The 23,885-nt window shown below is 64.9% G+C and carries 21 protein-coding genes; 10 read left to right on the top strand and 11 right to left on the bottom strand.

Features of this window, described 5'->3' with window-relative positions:
* Positions 1–9 precede the first annotated feature (9 nt).
* A complete protein-coding gene (locus JJ959_RS03880; RefSeq protein ID WP_292879955.1) occupies positions 10–627 on the bottom strand; it encodes a TetR/AcrR family transcriptional regulator in 618 nt (205 codons plus the stop codon).
* A gap of 154 nt (positions 628–781) precedes the next feature.
* Here JJ959_RS03880 and JJ959_RS03875 point away from each other — a divergent pair, with 154 nt between their 5' ends.
* Positions 782–1,432 (top strand): polysaccharide deacetylase family protein, encoded by a 651-nt coding sequence (locus JJ959_RS03875; protein ID WP_292879954.1) that lies wholly within the window; start codon positions 782–784, stop codon positions 1,430–1,432.
* Between the two features lie 6 nt (positions 1,433–1,438).
* Here JJ959_RS03875 and JJ959_RS03870 read toward each other — a convergent pair whose 3' ends face one another.
* Positions 1,439–1,846, bottom strand: a complete 408-nt coding sequence (locus JJ959_RS03870; protein ID WP_292879953.1) for a GFA family protein — start codon at positions 1,844–1,846, stop codon at positions 1,439–1,441.
* A 151-nt stretch (positions 1,847–1,997) separates the two neighbouring features.
* Between JJ959_RS03870 and JJ959_RS03865 the strand changes: the two genes are divergently transcribed.
* From JJ959_RS03865 to JJ959_RS03855, 3 genes are all read left to right on the top strand, one after another.
* The gene (locus JJ959_RS03865) at positions 1,998–3,044 is read left to right on the top strand and encodes a DUF2817 domain-containing protein (protein WP_292879952.1); all 1,047 of its coding nucleotides are present in this window, start codon (positions 1,998–2,000) and stop codon (positions 3,042–3,044) included.
* A gap of 205 nt (positions 3,045–3,249) precedes the next feature.
* A complete protein-coding gene (locus tag JJ959_RS03860) occupies positions 3,250–4,923 on the top strand; it encodes a formate--tetrahydrofolate ligase (protein ID WP_292879951.1) in 1,674 nt (557 codons plus the stop codon).
* 87 nt (positions 4,924–5,010) lie between these two features.
* A complete protein-coding gene (locus JJ959_RS03855; RefSeq protein ID WP_292879950.1) occupies positions 5,011–5,928 on the top strand; it encodes a methionyl-tRNA formyltransferase in 918 nt (305 codons plus the stop codon).
* A gap of 94 nt (positions 5,929–6,022) precedes the next feature.
* On the opposite strand, the gene ggt is transcribed toward JJ959_RS03855, so the two are convergent.
* The gene (ggt, locus tag JJ959_RS03850) at positions 6,023–7,735 is read right to left on the bottom strand and encodes a gamma-glutamyltransferase (protein WP_292879949.1); all 1,713 of its coding nucleotides are present in this window, start codon (positions 7,733–7,735) and stop codon (positions 6,023–6,025) included.
* Positions 7,736–7,957: 222 nt separating this feature from the next.
* Between ggt and pncA the strand changes: the two genes are divergently transcribed.
* The 3 genes from pncA to JJ959_RS03835 are packed head-to-tail and all read left to right on the top strand — an operon-like array spanning position 7,958 to position 10,110.
* Positions 7,958–8,590, top strand: coding sequence for a bifunctional nicotinamidase/pyrazinamidase (pncA, locus tag JJ959_RS03845; protein ID WP_292879948.1), 633 nt, complete (start codon positions 7,958–7,960; stop codon positions 8,588–8,590).
* Positions 8,590–9,303, top strand: a complete 714-nt coding sequence (locus JJ959_RS03840) for a type 1 glutamine amidotransferase (RefSeq protein ID WP_292879947.1) — start codon at positions 8,590–8,592, stop codon at positions 9,301–9,303. The genes pncA and JJ959_RS03840 overlap by 1 nt, the downstream gene beginning before the upstream one ends.
* A 51-nt stretch (positions 9,304–9,354) precedes the next feature.
* A complete protein-coding gene (locus JJ959_RS03835) occupies positions 9,355–10,110 on the top strand; it encodes an SDR family oxidoreductase (RefSeq protein WP_292879946.1) in 756 nt (251 codons plus the stop codon).
* 55 nt (positions 10,111–10,165) lie between these two features.
* Here the strand turns inward: JJ959_RS03835 and JJ959_RS03830 are convergent, their stop codons facing one another.
* Complete coding sequence (locus JJ959_RS03830) at positions 10,166–11,782, bottom strand: BCCT family transporter (protein ID WP_292879945.1); 1,617 nt, start codon at positions 11,780–11,782, stop codon at positions 10,166–10,168.
* Between the two features lie 232 nt (positions 11,783–12,014).
* On the bottom strand, positions 12,015–12,956 hold the full coding sequence (locus JJ959_RS03825; RefSeq protein WP_292879944.1) for a LysR substrate-binding domain-containing protein: 942 nt from the start codon (positions 12,954–12,956) through the stop codon (positions 12,015–12,017).
* A 119-nt stretch (positions 12,957–13,075) separates the two neighbouring features.
* On the opposite strand from JJ959_RS03825, the gene JJ959_RS03820 reads away from it, so the two are divergent.
* On the top strand, positions 13,076–13,351 hold the full coding sequence (locus JJ959_RS03820; RefSeq protein ID WP_292879943.1) for a hypothetical protein: 276 nt from the start codon (positions 13,076–13,078) through the stop codon (positions 13,349–13,351).
* A gap of 76 nt (positions 13,352–13,427) precedes the next feature.
* Here the strand turns inward: JJ959_RS03820 and JJ959_RS03815 are convergent, their stop codons facing one another.
* From JJ959_RS03815 to JJ959_RS03790, 6 genes are all read right to left on the bottom strand, one after another.
* Entirely contained in the window at positions 13,428–14,372 is a 945-nt protein-coding gene (locus tag JJ959_RS03815) for a DUF2806 domain-containing protein (RefSeq protein ID WP_292879942.1), read from the bottom strand.
* 30 nt (positions 14,373–14,402) lie between these two features.
* Entirely contained in the window at positions 14,403–15,143 is a 741-nt protein-coding gene (locus JJ959_RS03810; RefSeq protein ID WP_292879941.1) for a TlyA family RNA methyltransferase, read from the bottom strand.
* 6 nt (positions 15,144–15,149) lie between these two features.
* Positions 15,150–17,069 carry a 1-deoxy-D-xylulose-5-phosphate synthase gene (gene dxs / locus JJ959_RS03805; RefSeq protein WP_292879940.1) on the bottom strand — a complete coding sequence of 640 codons (1,920 nt, stop codon included), beginning with the start codon at positions 17,067–17,069 and terminating at the stop codon, positions 15,150–15,152.
* A 20-nt stretch (positions 17,070–17,089) separates the two neighbouring features.
* Positions 17,090–17,977: a polyprenyl synthetase family protein gene (locus JJ959_RS03800; protein WP_292879939.1), complete on the bottom strand. Its 888-nt coding sequence runs from the start codon at positions 17,975–17,977 to the stop codon at positions 17,090–17,092.
* Positions 17,978–18,018: 41 nt separating this feature from the next.
* Positions 18,019–18,267, bottom strand: coding sequence for an exodeoxyribonuclease VII small subunit (locus tag JJ959_RS03795; protein ID WP_292879938.1), 249 nt, complete (start codon positions 18,265–18,267; stop codon positions 18,019–18,021).
* Between the two features lie 79 nt (positions 18,268–18,346).
* Positions 18,347–19,273, bottom strand: a complete 927-nt coding sequence (locus JJ959_RS03790) for a histone deacetylase family protein (protein ID WP_292879937.1) — start codon at positions 19,271–19,273, stop codon at positions 18,347–18,349.
* A 247-nt stretch (positions 19,274–19,520) separates the two neighbouring features.
* Here JJ959_RS03790 and JJ959_RS03785 point away from each other — a divergent pair, with 247 nt between their 5' ends.
* Both JJ959_RS03785 and JJ959_RS03780 read left to right on the top strand, forming a co-directional pair.
* On the top strand, positions 19,521–20,648 hold the full coding sequence (locus tag JJ959_RS03785; protein WP_292879936.1) for an efflux RND transporter periplasmic adaptor subunit: 1,128 nt from the start codon (positions 19,521–19,523) through the stop codon (positions 20,646–20,648).
* 4 nt (positions 20,649–20,652) lie between these two features.
* A complete protein-coding gene (locus tag JJ959_RS03780) occupies positions 20,653–23,847 on the top strand; it encodes an efflux RND transporter permease subunit (protein WP_292879935.1) in 3,195 nt (1,064 codons plus the stop codon).
* Positions 23,848–23,885 lie beyond the last annotated feature (38 nt).

Raw genomic sequence — 23,885 nt, 5'->3', positions numbered from 1 at the left:
CCTCCGACGTCAGTCGGGACGATCCGGCGCGGGTCGTCCCGGCAACGCCGACAGCGCCACATCAATGGTACGCATGACGGCGTCGAACTCGGTATCGGCGCGGACCATCACCGCAAGGGCGAGGACCTGACTGGAGAAGAAATCGGCCAGAGCGTCCGCGTCGGTCCCGGGCGCGAGTTCGCCCGCCTGCTGCGCCGCCCGCAGTCTTGTGCGGAACGCGTCGCGGCGTCTGCGGTCGAACTCCCGGCTGAGGGCGACCAGCGCCGCCGGCATGCTGCCGCTCTCGATCAGCGAATTCACAACAAAGCATCCGCTCGGCGTCGTCGGATCCCGGGCCGTCTCGACGATGCTGACAAAATAACGCCGCAAGACATCGCGCAGTGGATCGGATGAATTGACGAGGTCCGCCAGCGGTGATCCGCTGATCCCGTTGAAATAATGCGTCAGCGCCTTCGCATACATGGCCTGCTTGTCGCCAAAGGCGGCATAGAGGCCCGGCTTGGCCATTCCTGAGGCCGCCGTCAGATCCGACAGCGAAGCTCCTTCGAAACCCTTTTCCCAGAACACCCGCACGATGTCCTGCAGCGCAGCCTCCGGATCGGTCTTCCGCGGTCGTCCCCGAGCCATTGCAATGCCCCTGTCATACAGCCGAATTATTACCGGTCGGTACTATTTGATTCGCCGCGCACAGCCAAGCTTGAAACTTGTTCTTTTTCAGAGAGTTCGGTTTGGAATCCGTCATCACGTTGACAGGGCGCCGCTGCAATGTCCGAATGCACGTATGCCCGATCTCACCCTGACATTCGACAATGGACCGGAACCGGAGGTCACGCCCCGGGTTCTGGACATCCTCGCCCGCCGCGGTCTCAAGACGACCTTTTTCGTTGTCGGCGAAAAGCTGGAGGACCCGGCGCGCCTGGACCTTGCGCGCCGCGCCCATGCGGAAGGCCACCGCATCGGCAATCACACCTTCACCCACACGACACCGCTCGGCCAGATGGCTGACAGCGCGGAAGCGGTCGAGGAACTGAGACGCACCGACGCGCTGGTCGCGAAGACCGGCGAGACGGTGAAGCTGTTCCGCCCGTTCGGCGGCGGCGGCAAGCTCGGCCCGCATCTTATGAGCCCTCCGGTCGTCGATTTCCTGCATGACAAGGGCTATAGCTGCGTGCTCTGGAACGCGATCCCGCGCGACTGGGCCGACCCGGAAGGCTGGGTCGAGACGGCGCTGCAGCAGATCGCAGCGCAGGACCATACGCTGATCGTGCTGCACGACCTGCCGACCGGCGCCATGGACCGGCTGGAGGAGTTCCTCGACAGGGCCGAGGCCGCCGGCGTCACCTTCCGCGAGGATTATCCGGAAGACTGCGTGCCGATGGTTGCTGGGAAAGATGTCGTGCCGCTCGATCCGTTCGTCTCGGCCGCGGCTTAGACGTCTCTAGCGGTCGCTCGCCGGAAATTGCGGCACACCGTCGGCGATCTCGTAATAGTCGCCCTTGTCCGCGCAATAGATGTGCGCCCGGGTGGCGACGCCCGTGGCTCCTTCCAGCACACCGCCGGAGATCGAGATCGACAGCCCCTCGTCGCGGTCGAAGAAGATCGTCGAGCCGCATTCGCCGCAGAAGCCGCGCCGGATGCCCGGGCTGGAGCGGAACCATTTGAGACCGCGCGATTCTGTGATCGTCAGCGCGTCCTTGCGCACGTCGGTCGACGCCCAGAAATGTCCGGTCTGCTTGCGGCACATGCTGCAGTGACAGGCGACGACTTCGCCGAGATCGCCGGCCACCTCGAAACGGACCGCGCCGCAAAGGCACTCGCCTTCCCGAACCCTCTTCCCATTCGCCATGACAGGCTCCCTTCTCCATCACCTCTCAGCGCAGAAGTTCTTATTTTGTTCCCATCCTGTCAAGCACCCTCTCCGTGCCGCATCGGCAATGGACAGAAGCGCCGGCCGGGCCTAGTCGTTAATCCCTGATCATATCGCCGGGCCCGGATAGATGACGTCTTCCCTCACCCTGTTCTCCGACAATTACTACACCGCGCGTCACCGCTTCCTGACGGCCGCACGGGCGAAGGGATATCAGGTCGAGACGGCGCGGCATCCGCTGAGCGGTAACTTCCCCGCCGAGATCGCGACCGACACTGTCCGCGTCGGTCCCGAGAAAGCCCGGAAGGTCTTGTTCATTAGCTCCGGCCTCCATGGCACCGAACTCACCACCGGGTCCGGCATCCAGCTCGGTCTGCTCGACGAGATCGAAAGCTGGCTGCCCGCGGACATGGCGGCCGTCTTCATCCACGCCGTGAACCCGTTCGGCTCGGCCGCCATGACGCGGACGGACGAGAACAATATCGACCCCAACCGCAACAACCTGCTGAGCTTCGATCCGCTGCCGGAGAACCCGGACTACGATGCGCTGCACGATGCGCTCTGCCCTGCCGTCTGGGACGGACCGGAGCGCGAGGCGGCGGAAGCGCGCATCGCGGCCTATATCGACGAAAAAGGCTTCGAGAGCTTCAGCCGGAACGTCCTCGCCGGCCAGTACAGCCACCCGGATGGCCTGTTCTACGGCGGCAAGGAGCGGAGCTGGACCATCGCGAATCTCGCCGAGGTCGTCTCCCGGCACGGCGCCGGCGCGGAGCGGCTCGCGATCGTCGATCTGCATACCGGCCTCGGCGAGTATGGCGCGCTTGAGGTGATCCGCCGGGATAGCACGCCGCGTGCGGGCGCGGCCTCCTCCAGCATCCGGCATGTCGCCTGCGACGTGCTCGACGACGTCGATTGTCCGGAAGCGCCGATCAAGGTGATCCTCGAATTCGGCACTTTCCCGATCGGCCAGATCGTGAACAACCATCGGGCCGACACCTGGCTGAAGTTCCACGGCGACCTGCACACGCCGCTCGGCCGCAGGATCAAGGCGGAATTGCGCAATGCGCTGTTCTGTGACGATCCGGAGTGGCTGGAGGCCGTCTGGCGCCAGGGCGAAAGCGGCACGCGCGCCGTTCTCGACGAACTTTCAGGCACTTCCACCGCCACCGCCGACTAGGACGGTCCAATTCTGGTCGGAAACCGGACAGCCGCCGGAACGGAGCCGCGAGCAAATTTCACAGCTGCATCACGTCCATTTCCGGGGACCGAAAACTTTCGTTTACGGCATCAGGTACTTGGTATACCAATATACCAAGAACAAAGATGTCGGGCCTGTTCAAGGGCCTCGGAAGACGCATCACGCCAGGGGAGGCCTCTAGATCATGGTCATGTCTGATATCGAAATTGCCCGCGAAGCGAAAATGAAACCGATCATGGAGATCGGCGCGAAACTCGGCATTCCGGCCGAATCGCTTCAGCCCTACGGCCACACCAAGGCCAAGGTCGACCTGAACTACATCAAGACCCTGAAAGACAAGCCCGACGGCAAGCTGGTGCTGGTCACCGGCATCAACCCGACCGCGGCGGGCGAAGGCAAGACCACGACCTCCGTCGGCCTCGGCGACGCGCTCAACCGGATCGGCAAGAAGGCCATCATCTGCCTGCGCGAACCGAGCCTCGGCCCGTGCTTCGGCATGAAGGGCGGCGCCGCCGGCGGCGGCTATGCCCAGGTCGTGCCGATGGAAGACATCAACCTGCACTTCACCGGCGACTTCCACGCCATCGCGGCGGCGAACAACCTGCTCGCGGCGATGATCGACAACCACATCTACTGGGGCAACAAGCTCGGCATCGACGAGCGCCGCGTCTCCTGGAAGCGCTGCATCGACATGAACGACCGCGCGCTCCGCCAGATCGCCAACTCGCTCGGCGGCGTCGCCAACGGTTTCCCGCGCGAGGACGGCTTCGACATCGTCGTCGCCTCCGAGGTGATGGCGATCTTCTGCCTCTCGACCGACCTCGAGGACATGAAGCGCCGTCTCGGCAACATCATCGTCGCCTATACCCGCGACCGGCAGCCGATCTTTGCCCGCGACATCGACGCCAATGGCGCCATGACCGTGCTGCTGCGCGACGCGCTCGCCCCGAACCTGGTGCAGACGCTGGAGAACAACCCGGCCTTCATCCATGGCGGTCCTTTCGCGAACATCGCCCATGGCTGCAACTCCGTGATGGCGACCAAGACCGCCCTCAAGCTCGGCGACTATGTCGTCACCGAGGCCGGCTTCGGCGCGGATCTCGGCGCCGAGAAGTTCTTCGACATCAAGTGCCGCAAGGCGGGCCTGAAGCCGGCCGCGGCCGTCATCGTCGGCACCGTCCGGGCGCTCAAGATGCATGGCGGCGTCGCCAAGGACGATCTCGGCACGGAGAATATCGACGCGGTCGTCAAGGGCACCTCGAACATCAAGCGCCATGTCGTGAACACCAAGAAGTTCGGCGTTCCGGTCGTGGTCGCGCTGAACCGCTTCATCACCGACACCGACGCCGAGGTTGAGGCGATCCGCAAGGAACTGGCCTCCGAAGGCGTCGATGCTATCGTCTGCACCCACTGGGCCGACGGCTCCGCCGGCACCGAAGCGCTGGCGAAGAAGGTGGTCGAACTGGTCGACGGCGGCAGCGCGAACTTCAAGCCGCTCTACGACGAGAATCTCGGCCTGCTGCAGAAGGTCGAGGCCATCGCCAAGAACATCTACGACGCCGCCGGCGTGGTCGCGGACCAGAAGGTGCTGAACCAGATCAAGGACTTCGAGGCGCTCGGCGCGGGCAAGTTCCCGGTCTGCATCGCCAAGACCCAGTACAGCTTCTCGATCGATCCGAACGCGAAGGGCGCGCCGAGCGGCCATACGCTTCCGATCCGCGAGGTCCGGCTCTCGAACGGTGCGGAGTTCATCGTCGCGGTCTGCGGCGACATCATGACCATGCCGGGCCTGCCGCGGGTGCCGGCGGCCGAGAAGATCACCCTGAACGATCAGGACCAGATCGAAGGCCTGTTCTGATACATTTCAGGAGCGGGGACATCCGTCCCCGCTCCGTCAGTCAAGCTAGCCCGCCCGGAGCGCGCCGGGCGGCGGGGAGGGAGCGACATGCGCATTATCCTGAACGGGCAGCAGGCCTTCGGTAAGGCCGCGCTTGAGGCCATTCTGGAAAAAGGCAAGGACGAGGTCGTCGCCGTTTATACCGCACCTGACAAGGAAGGCCGTCCGGTCGATCCGGTCAAGGAAGCCGCTCTCGAACACGGCCTCGAAGTGCGCCAGCCGGCGGATTATTCCGACCCGGCGGTGATCGAGGAGCTGAAGAGCTGGAACGCCGACCTGATGATGATGGCCTATGTCATCATCTTCATTCCGGAGGAGGCGCGGAACGTGCCGAAGCACGGCTCGCTCTGCTTCCACCCGTCCCTGCTGCCGCTGCATCGCGGTCCCTCTTCCATCAACTGGCCGATCATCTGGGGCGCCAAGAAGACGGGTCTTACGATCTTCTATCCGGACGACGGGCTCGACGAGGGCGATATCTGCGTCCAGAAGGAAGTCGAGATCACCCCGGACGACACGCTCGGCTCGGTCTATTTCGACAAGATCTTCCCGCTCGGCATCGAGGCTGTGCTGGAGTCCATCGATCTGATCCGCGCCGGCAACCCGCCGCACACGCCGCAGGACGAGTCCAAGGCGACCTACGAGGGCTGGTGCCGCAATGCGGACGGCGAGATCAACTGGAACCGCAGCCAGACAGAAGTCTACAACCAGATCCGCGGCTGCAACCCGCAGCCTGGTGCCTGGACCACGCTGAACGGCAAGGAACTGCAGATCTTCGACAGCCGCCCGGCAGAAGGCTCCGGCCGCACCGGCCGCATCTGCGCCCTCACCGACGACGGTTTCGTGGTCAATGCGGGCCGCGGTGGCATCCTGGTGCAGCGCGTGCGCTATGACGGCGGCAAGAAGGTCTCGGCCAAGGAATTCGCCGCCGAACAGGGTCTCGAAGTGGGCTCCAAGCTCGGCACCTGAGGTTCATGAGTCGTACCCCCGGACCACTTAACCAGCCGGTCCGGATATCCCTCGGCCCCGCCTCCCCGGCGGGGCCTTTTTCTTGTCCGTCCGGCTAGAAGACCAGCGCCTGCCCGTCCCGGCGGGGGTCCGACGCGGCGTGATAGCTTCCGAATTCGCTGACCTGAATGGCGCCCATGCTGGCCCCGCCGGCCCAGGCGCCGACCTTCTTCAGCGGGTGTCCGAGACGGATCAGATCCCCGATCACGGCATCGCCGAGCCGGTCCTCGCCGACCATGCTTTCCGGCTTTCCCGCACTATGCGGATAGGCGGAGGTCATACCCGTCTGGATATGGGTCCAGCGCGGGGCATGGATCGCCTCCGACACGTTCAGACCGTGATCGTAGATCGCGGAAAGGATCTGCATGTTCACCTGGACCTGCACGTCGGCCCCCGGCGTGCCGCAGCAGAGGCCGAGCGCGCCGCCCGCTTCCACCGCGCGATCGAAAACCATGACCGGGTTCATCGTATGCCGGACCCGTTTGCCGGGCTGCAGCAGGTTCGGGTGCCCGGCATCGAGGTGCCAGTAATTCATCCGGTTGTTCAGCAGCATCCCGGTTCCGGGGCAGACCACCTGCGAGCCGAAATGTCCCGAAAGGCTCTGCAGCCCGTCGACCGCGTTGCCCCAGCGGTCGATGACGCAGTAATGCGTCGTGTCGGAGCGCATCTCGCCCATGCCCGATCCGGCATGCCCGGAGGACTTCCCGGCGGCGGGCGCGCGGTTCTGGAAGGCCCAGGGATCGCCTGCCGCGACCGCTTCGGCGGCGCGCTCCGGATCGATCAGCTTCGCCCGCTCGGCCGCATATTCCTTCGAGAGCAACCCCTCCAGCGGCACATCGACGAAAGCCGGATCGCCGAGAAAGGCCTCGCGGTCGGCAAAGGCAAGGCGCTTCGCCTCGACCATCAGATGGATCGCTTCGGCGGAATGGAGACCGAGCCCGGCGATGTCGAAATGCTCGATCAGGTTCAGTTCCTGCAACAGGACATGGCCGGAGGAATTCGGCGGCGCCTCATAGACCGTCTTGCCGCGATAGGTCGTCGAGATCGGCTCCTGCCACTCCATCCGGAAGCGCGCGAAATCCTCCTTCGTCAGGATCCCGCCCGCCTGCTCCGAAAAGGCGGCGATGGCGTCTGCCAGCGGCCCCTCGTAAAAAGCGTCCCGCCCGTGCTCGGCGATCAGCGCGTAGGTCTTCGCCAGATCGGGATTGCGCCGGATCTGGCCGGGCTTCAGGGGCACGCCGTCGGGTGCGAAGATTGCCGCCGAGGCGGGGAAGCTGTGCAGCAGGTCGTGCGATGCCGCCAGATTGCATTGGAAATAGGTCTGCGGAACGCCCTCGAGGCAGAGCTCGATCGCCGGCTGGATACAGTCGGCCAGAGGGAGCCGCCCGTGGCGCTCATGCGCGGAAAGCAGCGCGTCGCAGATCCCGGGGATCGAGACGGAGAGGATGCCGTTGGTCACGATCCCGTCCCGGAACCGCTCCGGCGTTGCCGCCAGCGGCGCATTGCCGGTGCCGTTGGCGATGGAAAGCGACTTCGCGTCCTTCATGTGGATCATCATGAAGCCGTCGGCCGCGATGCCGGAACCCTGCGGCTCGGCGACGCCAAGCGCGAAACCGATCGCGACGGCTGCGTCCACCGCGTTGCCGCCGCTCATCAGGATGCGCATGCCCGCCATAGAGGAGAGCGGGTGATTGGTCACCACTGCCCCCTGCGCGCCCATCCGTACCGGCGCCCAGGCCTCCGCTTTCACTCCGCCCGGAGTCTCCATCGCGATGTCTCCCGCATCTGTCCCGTGGTCCCTGTTATCTATAGCGTTGGAAACAGGCCGCTAATCGCGCGGATTGCGAACGAAACTGCATCCGGATTCGGTCCGCTCCATCCGGGAACGGCTCTCACCGCGCGGCGCCGGGTTTCCAGCGTGGCGCGGAAGCCTCATAAATGTCCTCGTGATCCCCTATCTGAAACCGGCACCTTCCGGCGGAGAACAGGAATGAAGACGGGCCCCAGCACCGCGCTCATCGTGGTCGATATCCAGAACGATTTCTGTCCCGGCGGCGCGCTTGCCGTGGCCGACGGGGACGCCGTCGTGCACCTCGCGAACCGGCTGATGGGCCAGTTCGAAACCGTTGTCCTGACGCAGGACTGGCACCCGGCCGACCACGCCTCCTTCGCCGCCAACAATCCGGGCGGCGAGCCCTTCTCGATGATCGAGATGCCCTACGGCCCGCAGGTCCTCTGGCCGACGCACTGCGTGCAGGGCACGGAGGGTGCGGCCTTCCATGCCGAGCTGGAGACCGACCGGGCCACCCTGGTCGTCCGCAAGGGCTTCCACAGCCATATCGACTCCTACTCCGCCTTCCTCGAGAACGATCACAAGACCAGCACCGGCCTCGCCGGCGCGCTTCGGGATCGCGGCATCGGGGAGATTGTCCTCGTCGGGCTGGCGACCGATTTCTGCGTCCATTATTCCGCGATCGACGCGGTGTCGCTCGGCTTCGGCGTCACCGTGCTCGAAGATGGCTGCCGGGCGATCGACCTCGACGGCTCGCTCGCCGCGGCGAAGGCGGAGATGGCCGAACGGGGCGTCACGCTCACCACCAGCAACCGCCTGAAGGCCGCCTGATGCGCATCCTGATCGTCGAGAATTTCGCCGGCACCGATATCGGCCGGATGGCGAAGACCTTCCGCGAGCGAGGCGTCAAGACGGACGTCGTTCAGCCTTTCGACGGAACGCCCCTGCCCGCGACGCCGGACAGCCATGACGGCATGATCGTGCTCGGCGGCGCGCAGGATGCGCTGGACGATGCCGGCTCGCCCTGGTTCTCGTCCCTGATGGAACTGATGCGCGACTTCGACCGGGCCCGCCGCCCGGTGCTCGGGATCTGCCTCGGCTCGCAGCTTCTCGCCCGCGCCCATGGCGGCCGCAACATCCTCGCCCGGCCGCTGGAATTCGGCTACGTGCCGATTACGCCGAACGCCGCCGGGCGCGACGATCCGCTGATGTCTCTGCTCGATCCCGCCGTTCCGATTTTCCAGTGGCATTCTGACACGTTCGAGCTGCCGCCGGGCGCCACCCTGCTGGCGACAGGCACGGAGTACGTAAACCAAGGCTACCGCGTCGGCGAGGTCAGCTACGGCACGCAGTTTCATTTCGAGGTCGACCGAACACTGGCCGAGCGCTGGAGCTCCGCCGCCGCCGCCCATCTCGACGAGCGGAAGCCCGGATGGCGCACCGCGCTCCCGGCCGCACTCGACCGGAACGAGCCGGCGGCCTGCGCTTTTTGCGACAGCTTTACCGGACGCTGGGTCGACTTTGTCGCCGCCGCGCGCACTTGACCGCGCCCCGGCGCCCGGCGAAGCTGGTCGAAAGCTTTTGAAATCAAGGCGATGAACGGCAAGGTGATGGAACGCTTCGATCTGAGAGACAAAATCGTGCTGGTGGCGGGCGCCAGTTCCGGCATCGGGGCGGCGACGGTGGAGCGCCTGCTTGCCGAGGGCGCGCGCGTGATCGCGGCCGCGCGGCGCATGGACCGTCTCCAGGCGATGGCGAAGAACCGTCCGGGCCACTGCCTGCCGCTGCAGCTCGACGTCGCCGATCCGGACTCCGCTGCCTCGCTGATCGAGCGCATGCCGGAGGGGTGGCGCAACATCCACGGTGCCGTGGTCTGCGCCGGCCACGATGTCGGCGGGCGGGCGCGCTTCGACCAGGCCGACGCCGAAACCTGGGCCAACATCATCGAGACAAACGTGAACGGCACCATCCGGGTCTGCCGCGCGGTAATCGACGGGATGGCAGCCCGCGGAACCGGTCATATCGTAACGCTCGGCTCCACCGCCGGGCTCCGAGTCTATCCGGGGGGCAGCATCTACAACGCCTCGAAATTCGCCGTCCGGGCCTTCACCGACGGCTTGCGCCTCGATTTCGGCAAGACCGATATCCGGGTGACGGAAGTCCTCCCCGGCCTCACCCGCACCGAGTTCGCCGAAAGCCGCTGGGGCGACGGCGACCGGGCGACCGAGTTCTACGACAATGCGCCGGGCACACTCGCCCCGGAAGACATCGCGGACGCAATCGTCTACGCGATGACGGCACCGGCGGGCGTCAATGTCTCGCAAATCCTGGTGGAGCCGACGCGGGTCTGAAAAAGAAGGCCGCCGGAGCTGATTGCCCGGCGGCCTCTTGTTTGGCAGGTAGGATCTACTTCGCCTTTGGTTCGCTCATCAGTCCCTTGACCAGCGAGACGCAACCGAGCAAGAGCACAAGCGCGAATGGCAATCCGGTCGAGACCGAGGCCGCCTGCAGCGCGCCGAGCCCGCCGCCGAGCAGCAGCGCGATCGCCACCATGCCCTCGAAGGTCGCCCAGAAGATCCGCTGCGGCACCGGGGCATCGACCTTGCCGCCGGCCGTGATCGTGTCGATGACCAGCGAACCGGAATCCGACGAGGTCACGAAGAAGACGATCACCAGTACGATGCCGATGAAGGAGGTGATGCCCGCGAGCGGAAGCTGTTCCAGCATGGTGAAGAGCTTCAGTTCGAGCGCCGCGTCGGCGATCTCCTGATGCCCTGCCTGGAGCAGCGACAGCGCGGTGCCGCCGAAGGCCGTCATCCAGAGCACGGAGACGACGGACGGCACGATCAGCACGCAGAACAGGAACTCGCGCACGGTCCGGCCGCGGCTGACCCGGGCGATGAACATGCCGACGAACGGCGACCAGGAGATCCACCAGGCCCAGTAGAACGAGGTCCAGCCCTGGGAGAAGTTCGCGTCGTCGCGGCCGAACGGATTGGAGAGCTCCGGCAGATACTGGAGATAGGCGCCAAGATTGCCGAAGAAGCCGGTCGCGATGGCGAGGGTCGGGCCGACCACGATGATGAAACCGAGCAACAGGATGGCGAGCACCATGTTGATCTCGGAAAGGCGCTTCACCCCGGCATCGAGACCGGCGACCACGGAAATCAGCGCGATGCCCGTGATGCCGGAGATGAGCACCACTTTCGAGGTGTCGCTCACCGGAATGCCGAACAGGAAGTTGAGCCCGGCATTGGCCTGCTCCGCCCCGATGCCAAGCGAGGTCGCAAGCCCGAACAGGGTCGCGAAGACCGCCAGCGTGTCGATGATATGGCCGGTCCAGCCCCAGACCCGCTCGCCGAAGATCGGATAGAAAATCGAGCGGATGCTGAGCGGCAGGCCCTTGTTGTAGGCGAACAGCGCCAGCGCGAGCGCCACGACGGCATAGATCGCCCAGGGATGGAGGCCCCAGTGGAAGATGGTTGCCGCCATCCCGAGACGTTGCGCTTCCGCAGCATCACCGGCCGCGCCGGCGAGCGGCGCCCAGCTGTCCGGCGCACCTGCGCCGTCCGCGACGGACGAGGAGTAATGCGAGATCGGCTCCGAGACACCGAAGAACATCAGGCCGATACCCATCCCGGCCGCGAACAGCATCGCGAACCAGCCGGGATAGGAATAGTCCGGTTTTGCTTCGGTTCCACCGAGCCGGATCTTGCCCAGCGGCGAGACGATCAGCACCAGCGTCAGCACGACAAAAACGTTCCCGGCCAGCAGGAAGAACCAGTCGAAGCCGGATGTCAGGGTCGGTCGCAGCCACCCGAAGAACGCGCCGGCCTGTTCCGGCAGGGCCAATGAATAGAACACCATCAGGATGATGCTGCCGGCAGAGATGGCGAAGACCGGGTTATGGATGTCCATCCCGAACCGGCCGATCTGCGGCTGAATGTTGTGTTGGCCGACTTCGTAGTCGGTGTCGATAACGTTCGCGTCCCCATCGGGGCCGCGATCTGCTACGTCGCTCATTTTGCCTCCCCTGGCCCGCCATTTGCTCGGCAGACCGGACTCAATTTCAGGTCAAGGTCGGGGTCCGGCACGCTGTCCGGACCGGCACGCCGCGTCCCGCGTGCTCTCTTTGCTGTCCGTCATTGTGCCTGTCAGGATGGTCGAGTCAAAAAAGCGCCTGTATCCGCATTACGACGCTTTCTCGATTTCGAGAGCCGGAATTACCCGCAAATGGCGTCTGATCTCGGTCAAATTAAGGGGTCAGGGCATTTTCGGAAAATGTTCCGTCAACGTCATATTGCGCCAATTCCGACACAACCCAGGCATCGAACGCCAGAATCAGCGAATCGGAAGCCTTCTCGCGCGGGTAGACCAGATAATATCCCGCATCCTCATCGATCCTGACGTCGGAGAGCGGAACAAGCATACCTTTCTTGAGTTCCTCGAGCGCCAGGGCCGGCCGCGCCAGGACGGCCGCCTGTCCGGCCACCGCGACATTCAGGATCGTCGCCGCATCGTAATAGACCGCCCCCCGCCTGAAACGCGTCCCGCCGGCACCGGCGGCATCGAACCAGGTGCGCCAGAAGATCGTCGTGTCCTCATGATGCAGCGGCAGCTGGGCGATCCGCTCCGGCGAAAGCGGCAAGTCCGACAATGAGATCCCCTCGCGTTCCAGCAGGATGGGGCTTGCCAGCGGCTGTGCATATCCGGGCATCAGTTTCTTCGTCACGGTGCCGGGCCAGTCTCCGCGGCCGAAGCGGAGCGCGATATCGACACCGTCCGTGGTGAAGTTCGACAGCGTGACCGAATGGTGCAGATGCACCTCGACCTCGGGCTCCAGCGCGGTGAAACCTGCGAGCCGCGGCACCAGGAGCCTGTAGGCGACCGACGGTGCGGAGGAGACCGTCAGTACCCGCTGGCTCGCATCGTGACAGATTTCATCCACCGCGCCGGCGATGGTGTCCAGAGCGGCCGATACGGACGCCAGCAGGCGACGCCCCGTCGCGGTCGGCCGGATCTTGCGCCCGACCCTGTCAAACAGCGCAAGCCCGAACCAGTCTTCCAGCGCACGAATCTGATGACTGACCGCGGCATGGGTCACGCTCAGCTCGTCCGCGGCCTTGCTCACGCCGCCAAGACGGGCTGCGGCCTCAAAGGCCCGAAGGGCGGTCAAAGGGGGGAGACGCCTGCTCATAACATGTAAATTAAAATAACATAACAGGTGAAAATCAATCATTTGTTCTCAAGCCGTTTCCCCATGATATTCCAATGCATGAAGTGAGTGATCGACACCCCAAACAGTGAGGAAAAATCATGCATAACGCTTTATATCTGCTTCTGCACGGAGCCGGCGGCCTGACCCATGACGTTACGATCTGGAAGGAATTTGCCCGCAACCAACCGCGACGCAGGAGCGCCCCCGTCAGCGTCGAAGAATCTTCGGCGCAGCTTCCCGGCCTTGGCGATGCGGCCGTACATCTGCGGCGCCTCTCACGTCAGGCCAAACTGAGCGCACAGGAATCTCAACTGCTCCGTAACGCGCTGAAGATCGTCGAGACGGAAGCGGCCGCGCGCCAACAGCCCGCATGAACCGGAAAATCGACCGCAAAACGCAAAAACGGGCATTGCTTCGCGCATTGCCCGTTTCTTGTCCGGACCCCGGAAATCAGCGTCTCAGGTTCAGGGTCCGCAGTTCGCAGAAGGGCGAATGCTTCGAGACGATGGTGTCGGACCTGCGCGCCAGGATATCCGCCTGGGCGACCGTATAGCCCTGCGCCTCGACCAGCTTGACGATCTCCAGCAGATAATCGAGATCCGCCTCGACATGCGAGAGACGTCCCGCCGCCCGCGCCAATGCGGTCCCGGCCTCGCTCAGGCGATAGCACGGCAATGTCAGATCGGCCGCAGGGTCTTCGTGACTGACGCGCACGACCTTGTCGGCATACAGCAGATTGGTCGTGAAATGGTCTTCCTTCTGCGAGCTGAAGACCTTGCTGAGATCCCGGTTCGTCCGGAGCAGGCCGTACTCCTCCAGCAGCAGGATGCAGTCGCCGGTGAGCTCCCTCTCCCCGAAGAACTCGTCGGAAAGGCGAACCAGGAAATTGTTGATGCGGAACTTCGCCAGGATCGCGACCCAGCGGATCATGGCGCGGTTGAGGGTGCTCATCACCCGGAACGTGACCGGTGGAACGGCGCCGCTTTCTTCCGCCTCCAGCGCCAGCAACGCCGCCCACATTTCCTGCCCGGCGCGGTCGCCGCAATCGGATGCGGCCTCAATGAAGCGCACGCTCCAGTCCGGATCGACATGTCCGTCCGCGTCCGCGTTGTCTTTCAGCATGGTCATGGCGAGGGAGAAGATCGCCTCGATATTCTGCTGCCGGCGGAGGTCACGCTCGCTGACGCGGGCCGCGGCGCGCTCGATAAGTCCGCTTTCCTCGCGGTCGTCGCCGGTGCGCACGGCGTCCAGCCAGCTGCGCCCGCTGGCACCGAGGCCGTAGGCGAGCATTTCGCTGAATCTGAGGCATGCGGGATCGAAAGACGTCGCCGCCGGTTTTTTCGACCGGCCCTTGGCCCGTCCCGCGGCGGAAGTCTTGCGGTCTGCTTCGGTCATGCACAGCGCCTTACTGTTACCGGCGGAAGCCTAGCACGGTTTTCGCGCGGCAATTAAGTATTCCTGATTCCCGTCAGTTCCGGAAATCGGCGAGTCCGTGGCGCCGCATACCTGCCAGCCCGCGCTCTGCTCGAGCCATCCGCTGATCTCTTCCAGCGCATCCCGTCGCGTGCGCTCGTCCCGCACGATCCCGCCGCGGCCGACCTTCGCCCGCCCGACCTCGAATTGCGGCTTGACCAGCGCGACCAGCACGGCGCCGTCGCCGGCACAGGCAAGCGCTGCCGGAAGCGCCAGTTTCAAAGAAATGAAACTGACGTCGGAGACGATCAGCCCGACCGGCTCCCCGATCATTTCAGGGGTGAGATCGCGGACGTTCAAATGTTCGTAGACCACGACACGGCTGTCGTCGCGCAGGCGCGGTATCAGCTGACCGTGCCCGACATCGACGGCATGGACACGGCGCGCCCCGCGATCGAGCAGCACATCCGTGAAGCCGCCCGTCGAGGCACCGATATCGAGACAGATCTCCCCAGCCGGGTCGATCGCGAAAAGATCGAGCGCACGAACCAGTTTCAGCGCCGCGCGGGAGGCCCAGCGGTGCGCCGTTTCGGCCAGCGTGAGGATCTGCTCCGGGGAGACCTTTGCCGCTGCTTTGGTCACCGTCACGCCGTCGACCATGACATCGCCGGCCTCGACCAACTGTCGCGCGCGGCTTCTGCTCTCGACAAACCCGCGGCTCACGAGCGCCAGGTCGAGGCGTTCGGAGGACATGACAGCTCAGGCGCGAGCGGGCGCCGAGGCTCTGTCGACCCCGAGCGCGGCCAGGGCGGTATTGGTGATCGCTTCGGCATCGAGTCCGGCCAGATGGTACTGCCGGGCCGGAGTATCGTGATCGAGGAACAGGTCGGGCAACACCATCGGCCGGACCTTAAGACCGGACTCGAGCAGACCGTCTTCCGCCAGCGCATGCAGCACCTGGCTGGCGAAGCCGCCGATGCTGCCTTCCTCGATGGTGATCAGCACTTCATGCTCCGCCGCGAGACGGCGCAGCAGGTCCCGGTCGAGCGGCTTGGCGAAGCGTGCGTCGGCGACCGTTGTGGAAAGCCCCCGCGTCGCAAGCTCGTCCGCCGCTGAAAGGCATTCCTGCAACCGGCAGCCAAGCGACAGCAGCGCGACCCTGGATCCCTCGCGCACGATCCGCCCCTTGCCGATCTCCAGTACGTCCCCCCGCGCCGGCAGTTCGATGCCGACACCCTCGCCGCGCGGATAGCGGACGGCGCTCGGCCGGTCGTCGATCGCAGCCGCGGTCGCGACCATATGGACCAGCTCCGCCTCGTCCGACGGCGCCATGATGACGAAGTCCGGCAGGCAGCCGAGATAGGCGAGGTCGAAGCTGCCCGCATGGGTCGCCCCATCGGCGCCAACAAGGCCCGCGCGGTCGATGGCGAAGCGCACCGGCAGCTTCTGGATCGCAACGTCGTGCACGACCTGGTCGTAACCGCGCTGCAGAAAGGTCGAGTAGATCGCGGCAAAAGGCTTCATGCCCTCGCAGGCCATGCCGGCCGCGAAGGTCACGGCGTGCTGTTCGGCGATTCCGACGTCGAAGCTGCGCTTTGGAAAGGCCTTCGCGAACTTGTCGAGCCCCGTTCCGGACGGCATGGCGGCCGTCACCGCGACGATACGCTCGTCCTCGCGTGCCTCTGCAACGAGAGCGTCGGCGAAAACCGAGGTGTAGCTCGGCGCGTTCGAAGCCGGCTTCTTCACCTCGCCGGTCACGACGTCGAATTTCGGCACAGCGTGATACTTGTCCGCCGCTGGGGCTCCGAACGGATGGCCGCGGCCTTTCTCGGTCACGACGTGCAGCAGCACCGGACGGTCCCGGTCCATGTCGCGGACATTGCGCAGGACGGGCAGCAGATGGTCGAGATTGTGCCCGTCCACCGGCCCGACATAGTAGAAGCCGAGCTCCTCGAACAGCGTGCCGCCGGTGACCATGCCGCGGGCGAATTCCTCGGCCCGGCGCGCGGTCTCCTCCATCGGTTTCGGCAGGTTCTGGGCAAACTGCTTGGCGAGATCGCGCAGGCTGCGGAACGGCTTCGAGGAAATCAGCTGCGAGAGGTGCGCGCTGAGCGCCCCGACCGGCGGCGCGATCGACATGTCGTTGTCGTTGAGGATGACGATCATGCGGTTGCGCAGCGCGCCCGCATTGTTCATCGCCTCATAGGCCATGCCCGCGCTCATCGCGCCGTCGCCGATCACCGCGACGACGTTGAAATCCTCGCCCTTCAGATCCCGCGCCACCGCCATGCCGAGGCCGGCCGAGATCGAGGTCGAGCTATGCGCGGCACCGAAGGGGTCGTATTCGCTTTCGGAGCGCTTGGTGAAGCCGGAAAGCCCGCCGCCCTGGCGCAGGGTGCGGATCCGGTCGCGGCGGCCGGTCAGGATCTTGTGCGGATAGGCCTGGTGACCGACATCCCAGATCACCTTGTCGCGCGGCGTGTCGAAGACGTTGTGGATCGCCACCGTCAGCTCGACCACGCCGAGCCCGGCGCCGAGATGCCCGCCGGTGACGGAGACCGCGTCGATGGTCTCACGGCGCAGATCCTCCGCCAGCTGTTTCAGCTGCGGATCTGTGAAGGACCGCATATCTGCGGGAACGCGAACTCGGTCCAGAAGCGGGGTTCTGCGGTCAGGCATGTCCAAATCAGCGCGTTGGCTTAATGCGTACGATCGACGACATAGGCGGCGACCTGTTTCAGAAGGTCTGCCCGATCACCGAATAAATCAAGGGCGCGGGCCGCCTGTTCCGCCAGCAGCTTCGCCTGCGCCCGGGCCCGTTCGGGTCCGAGAATGGAAACAAAGGTCGCTTTTCCGGCCACACCGTCCTGCCCGACGGGCTTTCCGGTGGTGTTGGAATCCCCCTCGTAATCGAGCAGATCGTCTGCGATCTGGAAGGCGAGCCCGAGTTCCTGGGCGTAGGAATGCAGGGCGTGGGTGTGTTTCTTGCTAGCGTGCCCCAGAATGGCTCCGGAGGTGGCGGCGAAGGCGAAGATCTCACCGGTCTTCATGCGTTGCAGACGGGTGATCGCCCCGATATCGAACTCCTGCTCTTCCGCCAGCAGGTCAATCATCTGACCGCCGACCATCCCTGTACCGCCAGCCGCCTTGGCGAGGCCGGCAACCAGCTGCGCGCGGACCCAAGCGTCGGAATTCGTTTCTTCCGCCGACAGCACCTCAAAGGCCAGAGCCTGCAGCGCGTCGCCCGCGAGGATCGCGGTCGCCTCGTCGAACTTCTTGTGGCAGCTCGGCCGGCCGCGGCGCAGATCGCTGTCATCCATCGCCGGAAGATCGTCGTGGATCAGGGAATAGCAGTGCATGAACTCCACCGCCGCGCCGACGCGGTATGCGCACCGCGGATCGACGGCGAAGAGCTTGGCGGACTGCTGGACGATGAAGGGACGCAGCCGCTTGCCGCCCCCGAGACAGGAATAGCGCATCGCCTCGAAAAGGCGCGCCTCGGCATCGTCGGCCTCGGGTAACAGGAATTCCATTACGCGCTCGACCTCGCGCGCGCAGCTCGCGATCGCGTCCTTAAGATCGGTCATGTCCGGTATCGGTCCTGCTCAGTCTTTGACGGAAATTTGGATCAGCTGTCGAACGGTTCGGCGGAAACCGCGCCATCGCCGTCCGGGCGCCGGATCTTTTCGACCTTCATGCGCGCTTCGTCCAGCTTCTTCTGGCAATGGGCCTTGAGTTCCGCTCCGCGCGCATAGGCATTGATGGCATCGTCCAGGGTGCCGCTGCCGGATTCGAGCTTGCCGACGATCGCTTCAAGCTGTTCCAGCGCCTGCTCGAAGCTGAGGGCACCGATTTCTGCGGATGTATTTTCGCTCAAGAGGCATCTCCTTCGGACCGTTGCCCGACAATAGTTCCCGCCCGCCCCCGTTACAAGGCCGGGCGCCCCGATCGGACAGTCAGGCTTTCATCAGTGTCCGGACATGCGCCGCCGTGGAGTTCGCCAGCGCCTCGAGGTCGTAACCGCCCTCCAGAACCGAGACGATCTTCCCGTCGCAGACGAGATCCGCGACACGCATCAGTTCCTCTGTCACCCAGGCGAAATCCTCCTCGGTGAGACAGAGCGAGGCGAGCGGATCGTCGATATGGGCATCGAACCCGGCCGAGATCATCAGCAGCTCCGGCTGGAACTCGATCAGTTTCGGGGAAATGATCTCGGAGATCGCCGCGCGGAACTGCTCGCTGCCCGCCATCGGAGGCAGAGGCACGTTGCAGATGTTGCCTACGCCGCGCTCGGTCTGCTTGCCTGTTCCCGGGAACAGCGGCGTCTGGTGGGTTGATGCATAGAACACGCCGCCGTCGGCCTCGAAAATCGCCTGGGTTCCGTTGCCGTGATGAACGTCGAAATCGACGATCGCGACCCGGCGGAGCCCATGTACGGCCCGCGCCTGTTCCGCGCCGACCGCGACCTGGTTGAAGAAGCAGAACCCCATCGGCGTCCGCGGCTCGGCATGGTGTCCCGGAGGCCGCATGGCGCAGAAGGCGTTCTTCGCCTCGCCGCCGAGCACCGCGTCGACCGCGGCGCAGGCCGCACCGGACCCGCGCAGGATCGCGTCGCCGGTGCCGGGCGTCATCACGGTGTCGCCATCGAGATGCCGCTCGCCGCTGTCCGGAACGGCATCGAGGATCGCCTCGACGTAATCCAGCGGATGCGCGCGGGCGATCTGCTCCACCGTCGCTTTCGGCGCTTCGCGGCGTTCGAGCGCCTTGAACTCATCCGCCTCGAGCGCGTTCAGAATGGCCTTCAGACGGGCCGGATGCTCCGGATGCATGCGGCCCGGATCATGCCCGAAACAATCCGAATGAGTGAAAAGCATCGTCGTCATTTCCGTCCCTCCCCAACGTTACGCAGGCTTCCACGACGGACAATGCCGCGCCGTCCGTTCTTAGCAAGAACGCCGCTGAACCTTCCAGCGTCAACTTGCCGCGATCCGGAACGGATCCATCTTAGATTCGATTGCGATAAGGACTGGCGCCCGGCAAGATAAACGTTACTTCACTAATAACCTTTTCCCGGGCGAAATCACCGACACGGGTCGCTTCAACATTTTGGCGTCGGAAGGCGTGTGCACAATGCCGTCTGTCTTGAAGTCTTTGCGCCGCGGCATCGTCCCGGCTTGCCTTTCGCTCTCCATCATCGTGCTTTCTGTTCTGCCCGCATTCGCCCAAGGCAAGGCGAGCCCGGTCGAAGTCGACGAGGTTCGCGAGGAACCTCTGACGCAAACGGCGCCCGCGACCGGCCGTTTCGTGGCCCTCGAACTCGGCCCTGTCGCGACCCGGGTGGCGGAGCGGGTCGAGGAGGTTTCCGTGCGCGCAGGGGACAGGGTCGAGAAAGGCGATGTGATCGCGCGTCTCGCCGACAGCCGGCTGCGGGCCGAGCGCAGCCTCAGGGCCTCGGAAGTGAAAAAGGCCGAGGCGCAGCTCGCACGCGCATCCGCAAATCGGGCCAAGGCCGAGCAGACCCTGGCCCGGACAGAACAACTCCGGGGCTCGAACGCGTTTCGCAAGAACGCCCTTGAGGATGCCCAGCGGGATCTCGAGGCGGCGACGGCGAGCTTCGCCGAGAGCGAAGCCGAAATGGCCCGCGCGCAAGCGGAACTTCAGTTGGCCGAAATCGCGCTCGCCGATGCCAGCATCCGGGCGCCCTATTCCGGCGTCGTCCTCGCCCGACATGTGGTCGCCGGCGATCATGTTCAGGTCGGCGGTGCGATCGTGACCCTGATGAACGACGAAGCGCTGGAAATCGAGGCCGATGTGCCCGCACAACGGCTCTCGGGTCTCGCGCCGGGCGTCGTCGTCGGCGCGCAATTGCAGGATGGAAGGCGGATGAACGCGGCGGTCCGCGCGATCATCCCGGAAGAAAACCCACGCACCCGGACCCGCGCCGTGCGCTTCACGCCGGAGCTGTCGGAAGACGCGGTCCGGATCGCCGAAAACCAGGGTGTCACGGTTTTCATACCGGTCGGTATGGAGCGCACTGTGATCAGCGTTCACAAGGATGCCCTGCTGCTCGACAGCGCCAAACCCCGCGTCTACCTGGTGCAGGACGGCAAGGTCCAGCCGCGCACGATCATCATCGGCGAATCCCTGGGTAACAGGTTCGAGGTGCTGGAAGGCCTCGCCCCTGGAGACAAGGTCGTGATCAAGGGCAATGAACGTCTGCGCCCGGGCCAGCCCGTGGCCGTCCAGGTGAAGGGTTAACGCCATGAACGGCCTGATCCGGGTCTCGATCGACCGTCCTGTCGCCGTCGTCGCCGTCGTGCTGATGGTCGTGATGTTCGGCTTCGTCGCGCTGCTGAACATCCCGATCCAACTGGCGCCGGACGTGAACCGTCCGGTGATCACCGTGACCACGGAATGGGCGGGTGCCGCGCCGGCCGAGATCGAACGCGAGATCATCAACCGGCAGGAAGACGAGCTGCGGGGCCTCGAAGGGCTTGAATCGATGATTTCCCGCGCCGAGGACGGCCGCGGGCGGATCGAACTCGAATTCACGCCGGGCAACGACATGGACAAGGCCCTGCTGCTGGTCGCCAACCGGCTCGACCGCGTCGGCGGCTATCCGGACGAGGCGGACGAGCCGACCTTCCAGACATCCGGCTCGGAAGACAACGCCATCGCCTGGGCCGTGATCATGCGGAACGAGGGCAACGAGGCTCCGATCCACACCTTCGGCGATTTCGCCGAGGATTTCGTGAAATCGCGCATCGAACGCATCCCCGGGATCGGCGAGGCGCGGATCTATGGCGGTGCCGAGCGGGAAATGCAGGTCGTCGTCGAGCCGCAGCTGCTGGCGCAATACCAGCTGACCATTCCGGACGTGCTGCAGGCGCTGCGCGAGGCCAATGCCTCGATCTCCGCCGGTGCGGTCGAGGAAGGCAAGCGCCGGTACGTGGTCCGCACCGAGGGCGACTTCGAGACCATGGAGGACGTCCGCCGGGTCGTGCTGCGTTCGATCGAGGATCCGATGACCGGACGCGTGGCGCGCGTCACGGTCGCGGACGTGGCCGAAGTCCAGATGGGCTACAAGGAGCCGGTCGCCCGGATCCGCCAGTTCGGCATCCCGGCCCTCGGCGTGCCGATGTACCGCGAGACCGGCGCGAATGTCATCGAGGTCATGGAGGAGGTCCGCGCGACCCTGAAGGAGCTGAACGAGACCCTTCTGCCCAGCCGCGGGCTTCGCATCGTCCAGGTCTATGACGAGACAACCTATATCGATTCCGCGATCGACCTCGTCCGCCAGAACATCTGGGTCGGCGGCCTGCTCGCCGCGCTCGTGCTCTACCTCTTCCTGCGCAGCGGCAGCGCGACCCTTGTGGTGAGTCTCGCCATTCCCGTGTCGGTGATTGGGTCCTTTGTCGCGATGGCGGCGCTCGGCCGCTCGATCAACGTGATCTCGCTCGCTGGCTTCGCCTTCGCCGTCGGCATGGTGGTGGATGCCGCAATCGTCGTGCTCGAGAACATCTTCCGGTTGCGGCAGAACGGCTTCGACCAGCGCGAGGCCTCCTACCTCGGCGCGCAGCAGGTCTGGGGCGCGGTGCTGGTCTCCTCGCTGACCACGGTCATGGTGTTCATCCCGATCCTGGTCATGGAGTTGGAAGTCGGACAGCTGTTCCGGGATATCGCGGTCGCGATCTCGGTCGCGGTCTGTCTGTCCCTGGTGGTTTCGGCCACCGTGGTGCCTGCTCTGGCCAGCCGTCTGCTCAAGAAGAACGTCACCGAGATTTCGGCCTCGCGGCGGATCCCGCTGCTGGACGGTTTCGCCAGCGGCTTCGTTGCCGTTGCGCTCAGGCAGACGCGGGCAGTGGTCCGCAACCGGACCTTTGCGATCGCCGTCATCGCGGGCATGACCGGCAGCGGCATCGCGGTCACCTGGGCCATGCTGCCGCAGCTCGATTATCTGCCGGACGGCAACCGCAACCTGATCATCGGTTATGTCCAGCCCCCGCCCGGCTACAACCTCGACACCATGGCCGCGATCGCCCAGAAGCTCGAGAACACGACGAAGCCGCTCTGGGATTTCGAGGGAACGCAGAGCAACGCCGAAGACGGCACGCCGATGCTGTCCCGCTTCTTCTTCGTCGCCTTCCGCGCGAACGTCATCGTCGGTGCCGCAGCCGTCGATCCGGCTCAGGCGAAGGCGCTGATCCCGGTGCTGCGGCGTTCGCTTTTCTCCGAGCCCGGAACCTTCGGCTTCTTCAGGCAGACCTCTCTGTTCGGCCGCGGCGTCGGCGGAACGAGCGCGATCGACCTCGATATTTCGGGCGGCGAGCTGGAGGAACTGGCCGAAGTCGCCCAGACCGTCTTCCAGCGGGTGAACGAGGCCTTCCCGCGCGAGGAAGGCACACAGGTTCGCCCGCAGCCCTCGCTTTCCCTCGGGGCACCGGAAGTCCGGGTGCTGCCGAACAGGACTTTGCTTGCCGATAACGGCGTCACCGCGCGCAATCTCGGGGTCACGGTCGACGCCTACAATGACGGGGTGCGTGTCGCCGAAATCACCGTGCAGGGCGAACGGATCGACCTCACGCTGCAGGGTCCGGAGCGGCATATCCTGGAAACCCAGGGTGTGCGCAATCTTCCGGTCGTCACCAGCGAAGGCACGATCGTTCCCGCCGGCTCGCTCGCCGACGTGGTGGTCACCACCGGACCGACCGAAATCCGTCATGTCGAGCGGCTGCGCACCATAACGCTCATCGTATCCCCGCCGACCGGCATGCCGCTGGAAGCCGCACTCAACCGGATGCGCGACGAAGTGATCACTCCGTTGCAGGAGGAGGGTCTGCCGCCGGGCGTGAGCATCCGGATGTCCGGTACGGCCGACAAGCTGGCCCAGACCTGGAACGAGATGGTGCTCGATCTGATCATGGCGCTGGTCATCGTCTATCTTGTGATGGCCGTGCTGTTCGAGAGCTTCTTCTATCCGCTGGTGATCATCTTCTCGGTGCCGCTCGCCACCGCCGGCGGGGTCGTCGGCCTTGCCACTCTCAATATCTTCACCAGGCAAAACCTCGACATGCTCACCCTGCTGGGCTTCGTCATTCTGATCGGCATCGTGGTGAACAATGCCATCCTGCTGGTCCACCAGACGCTCTATCATATCCGCGAGGAGAAAATGGAGGCCGGCACGGCCATCATCGAGGCCACGCGCAACCGGATACGGCCGATCTTCATGTCGACGCTGACCAGCGTTCTCGGGATGCTTCCGCTGGTGATCTTCCCGGGCGCCGGCTCGGAGCTTTACCGGGGCCTGGGTTCGGTCGTGATCGGCGGGTTGGCGCTTTCCGCCCTTCTGACGCTCGCGATCATCCCGCCGCTGCTCTCCCTGACGGTCGGGTTGCTCGAATCAGCGCCGCGAACCGGGCCGGATACGGAGACTGAGGCAAAGCAGGCGGCCGAGTAACGGCAGCGCGAAACAACCGGTGTTTATGCATCGCATTA

This window comes from Nisaea sp., assembly GCF_017640745.1.
Lineage (GTDB): Bacteria > Pseudomonadota > Alphaproteobacteria > Thalassobaculales > Thalassobaculaceae > Nisaea.
The sequence above is the reverse complement of the archived record's forward strand: the minus strand, read 5'-3'. Positions and strand labels throughout refer to the sequence as shown.

Excerpts from the sequence above, each read along its gene's own strand:
- JJ959_RS03815 (WP_292879942.1), bottom strand. The coding sequence starts at position 14,372 with ATGACCGAAGCAGACCGCAAGACTTCCGCCGCGGGACGGGCCAAGGGC.
- JJ959_RS03840 (WP_292879947.1), top strand. The coding sequence starts at position 8,590 with ATGCGCATCCTGATCGTCGAGAATTTCGCCGGCACCGATATCGGCCGG.
- JJ959_RS03825 (WP_292879944.1), bottom strand. The coding sequence starts at position 12,956 with ATGAGCAGGCGTCTCCCCCCTTTGACCGCCCTTCGGGCCTTTGAGGCC.
- JJ959_RS03860 (WP_292879951.1), top strand. The coding sequence starts at position 3,250 with ATGGTCATGTCTGATATCGAAATTGCCCGCGAAGCGAAAATGAAACCG.
- JJ959_RS03870 (WP_292879953.1), bottom strand. The coding sequence starts at position 1,846 with ATGGCGAATGGGAAGAGGGTTCGGGAAGGCGAGTGCCTTTGCGGCGCG.
- JJ959_RS03820 (WP_292879943.1), top strand. The coding sequence starts at position 13,076 with ATGCATAACGCTTTATATCTGCTTCTGCACGGAGCCGGCGGCCTGACC.
- JJ959_RS03785 (WP_292879936.1), top strand. The coding sequence starts at position 19,521 with ATGCCGTCTGTCTTGAAGTCTTTGCGCCGCGGCATCGTCCCGGCTTGC.
- JJ959_RS03835 (WP_292879946.1), top strand. The coding sequence starts at position 9,355 with ATGAACGGCAAGGTGATGGAACGCTTCGATCTGAGAGACAAAATCGTG.
- dxs (WP_292879940.1), bottom strand. The coding sequence starts at position 17,069 with ATGCCTGACCGCAGAACCCCGCTTCTGGACCGAGTTCGCGTTCCCGCA.
- JJ959_RS03780 (WP_292879935.1), top strand. The coding sequence starts at position 20,653 with ATGAACGGCCTGATCCGGGTCTCGATCGACCGTCCTGTCGCCGTCGTC.
- JJ959_RS03865 (WP_292879952.1), top strand. The coding sequence starts at position 1,998 with ATGACGTCTTCCCTCACCCTGTTCTCCGACAATTACTACACCGCGCGT.
- JJ959_RS03790 (WP_292879937.1), bottom strand. The coding sequence starts at position 19,273 with ATGACGACGATGCTTTTCACTCATTCGGATTGTTTCGGGCATGATCCG.
- JJ959_RS03810 (WP_292879941.1), bottom strand. The coding sequence starts at position 15,143 with ATGTCCTCCGAACGCCTCGACCTGGCGCTCGTGAGCCGCGGGTTTGTC.
- JJ959_RS03800 (WP_292879939.1), bottom strand. The coding sequence starts at position 17,977 with ATGACCGATCTTAAGGACGCGATCGCGAGCTGCGCGCGCGAGGTCGAG.
- pncA (WP_292879948.1), top strand. The coding sequence starts at position 7,958 with ATGAAGACGGGCCCCAGCACCGCGCTCATCGTGGTCGATATCCAGAAC.
- ggt (WP_292879949.1), bottom strand. The coding sequence starts at position 7,735 with ATGGAGACTCCGGGCGGAGTGAAAGCGGAGGCCTGGGCGCCGGTACGG.
- JJ959_RS03855 (WP_292879950.1), top strand. The coding sequence starts at position 5,011 with ATGCGCATTATCCTGAACGGGCAGCAGGCCTTCGGTAAGGCCGCGCTT.
- JJ959_RS03830 (WP_292879945.1), bottom strand. The coding sequence starts at position 11,782 with ATGAGCGACGTAGCAGATCGCGGCCCCGATGGGGACGCGAACGTTATC.
- JJ959_RS03875 (WP_292879954.1), top strand. The coding sequence starts at position 782 with ATGCCCGATCTCACCCTGACATTCGACAATGGACCGGAACCGGAGGTC.
- JJ959_RS03880 (WP_292879955.1), bottom strand. The coding sequence starts at position 627 with ATGGCTCGGGGACGACCGCGGAAGACCGATCCGGAGGCTGCGCTGCAG.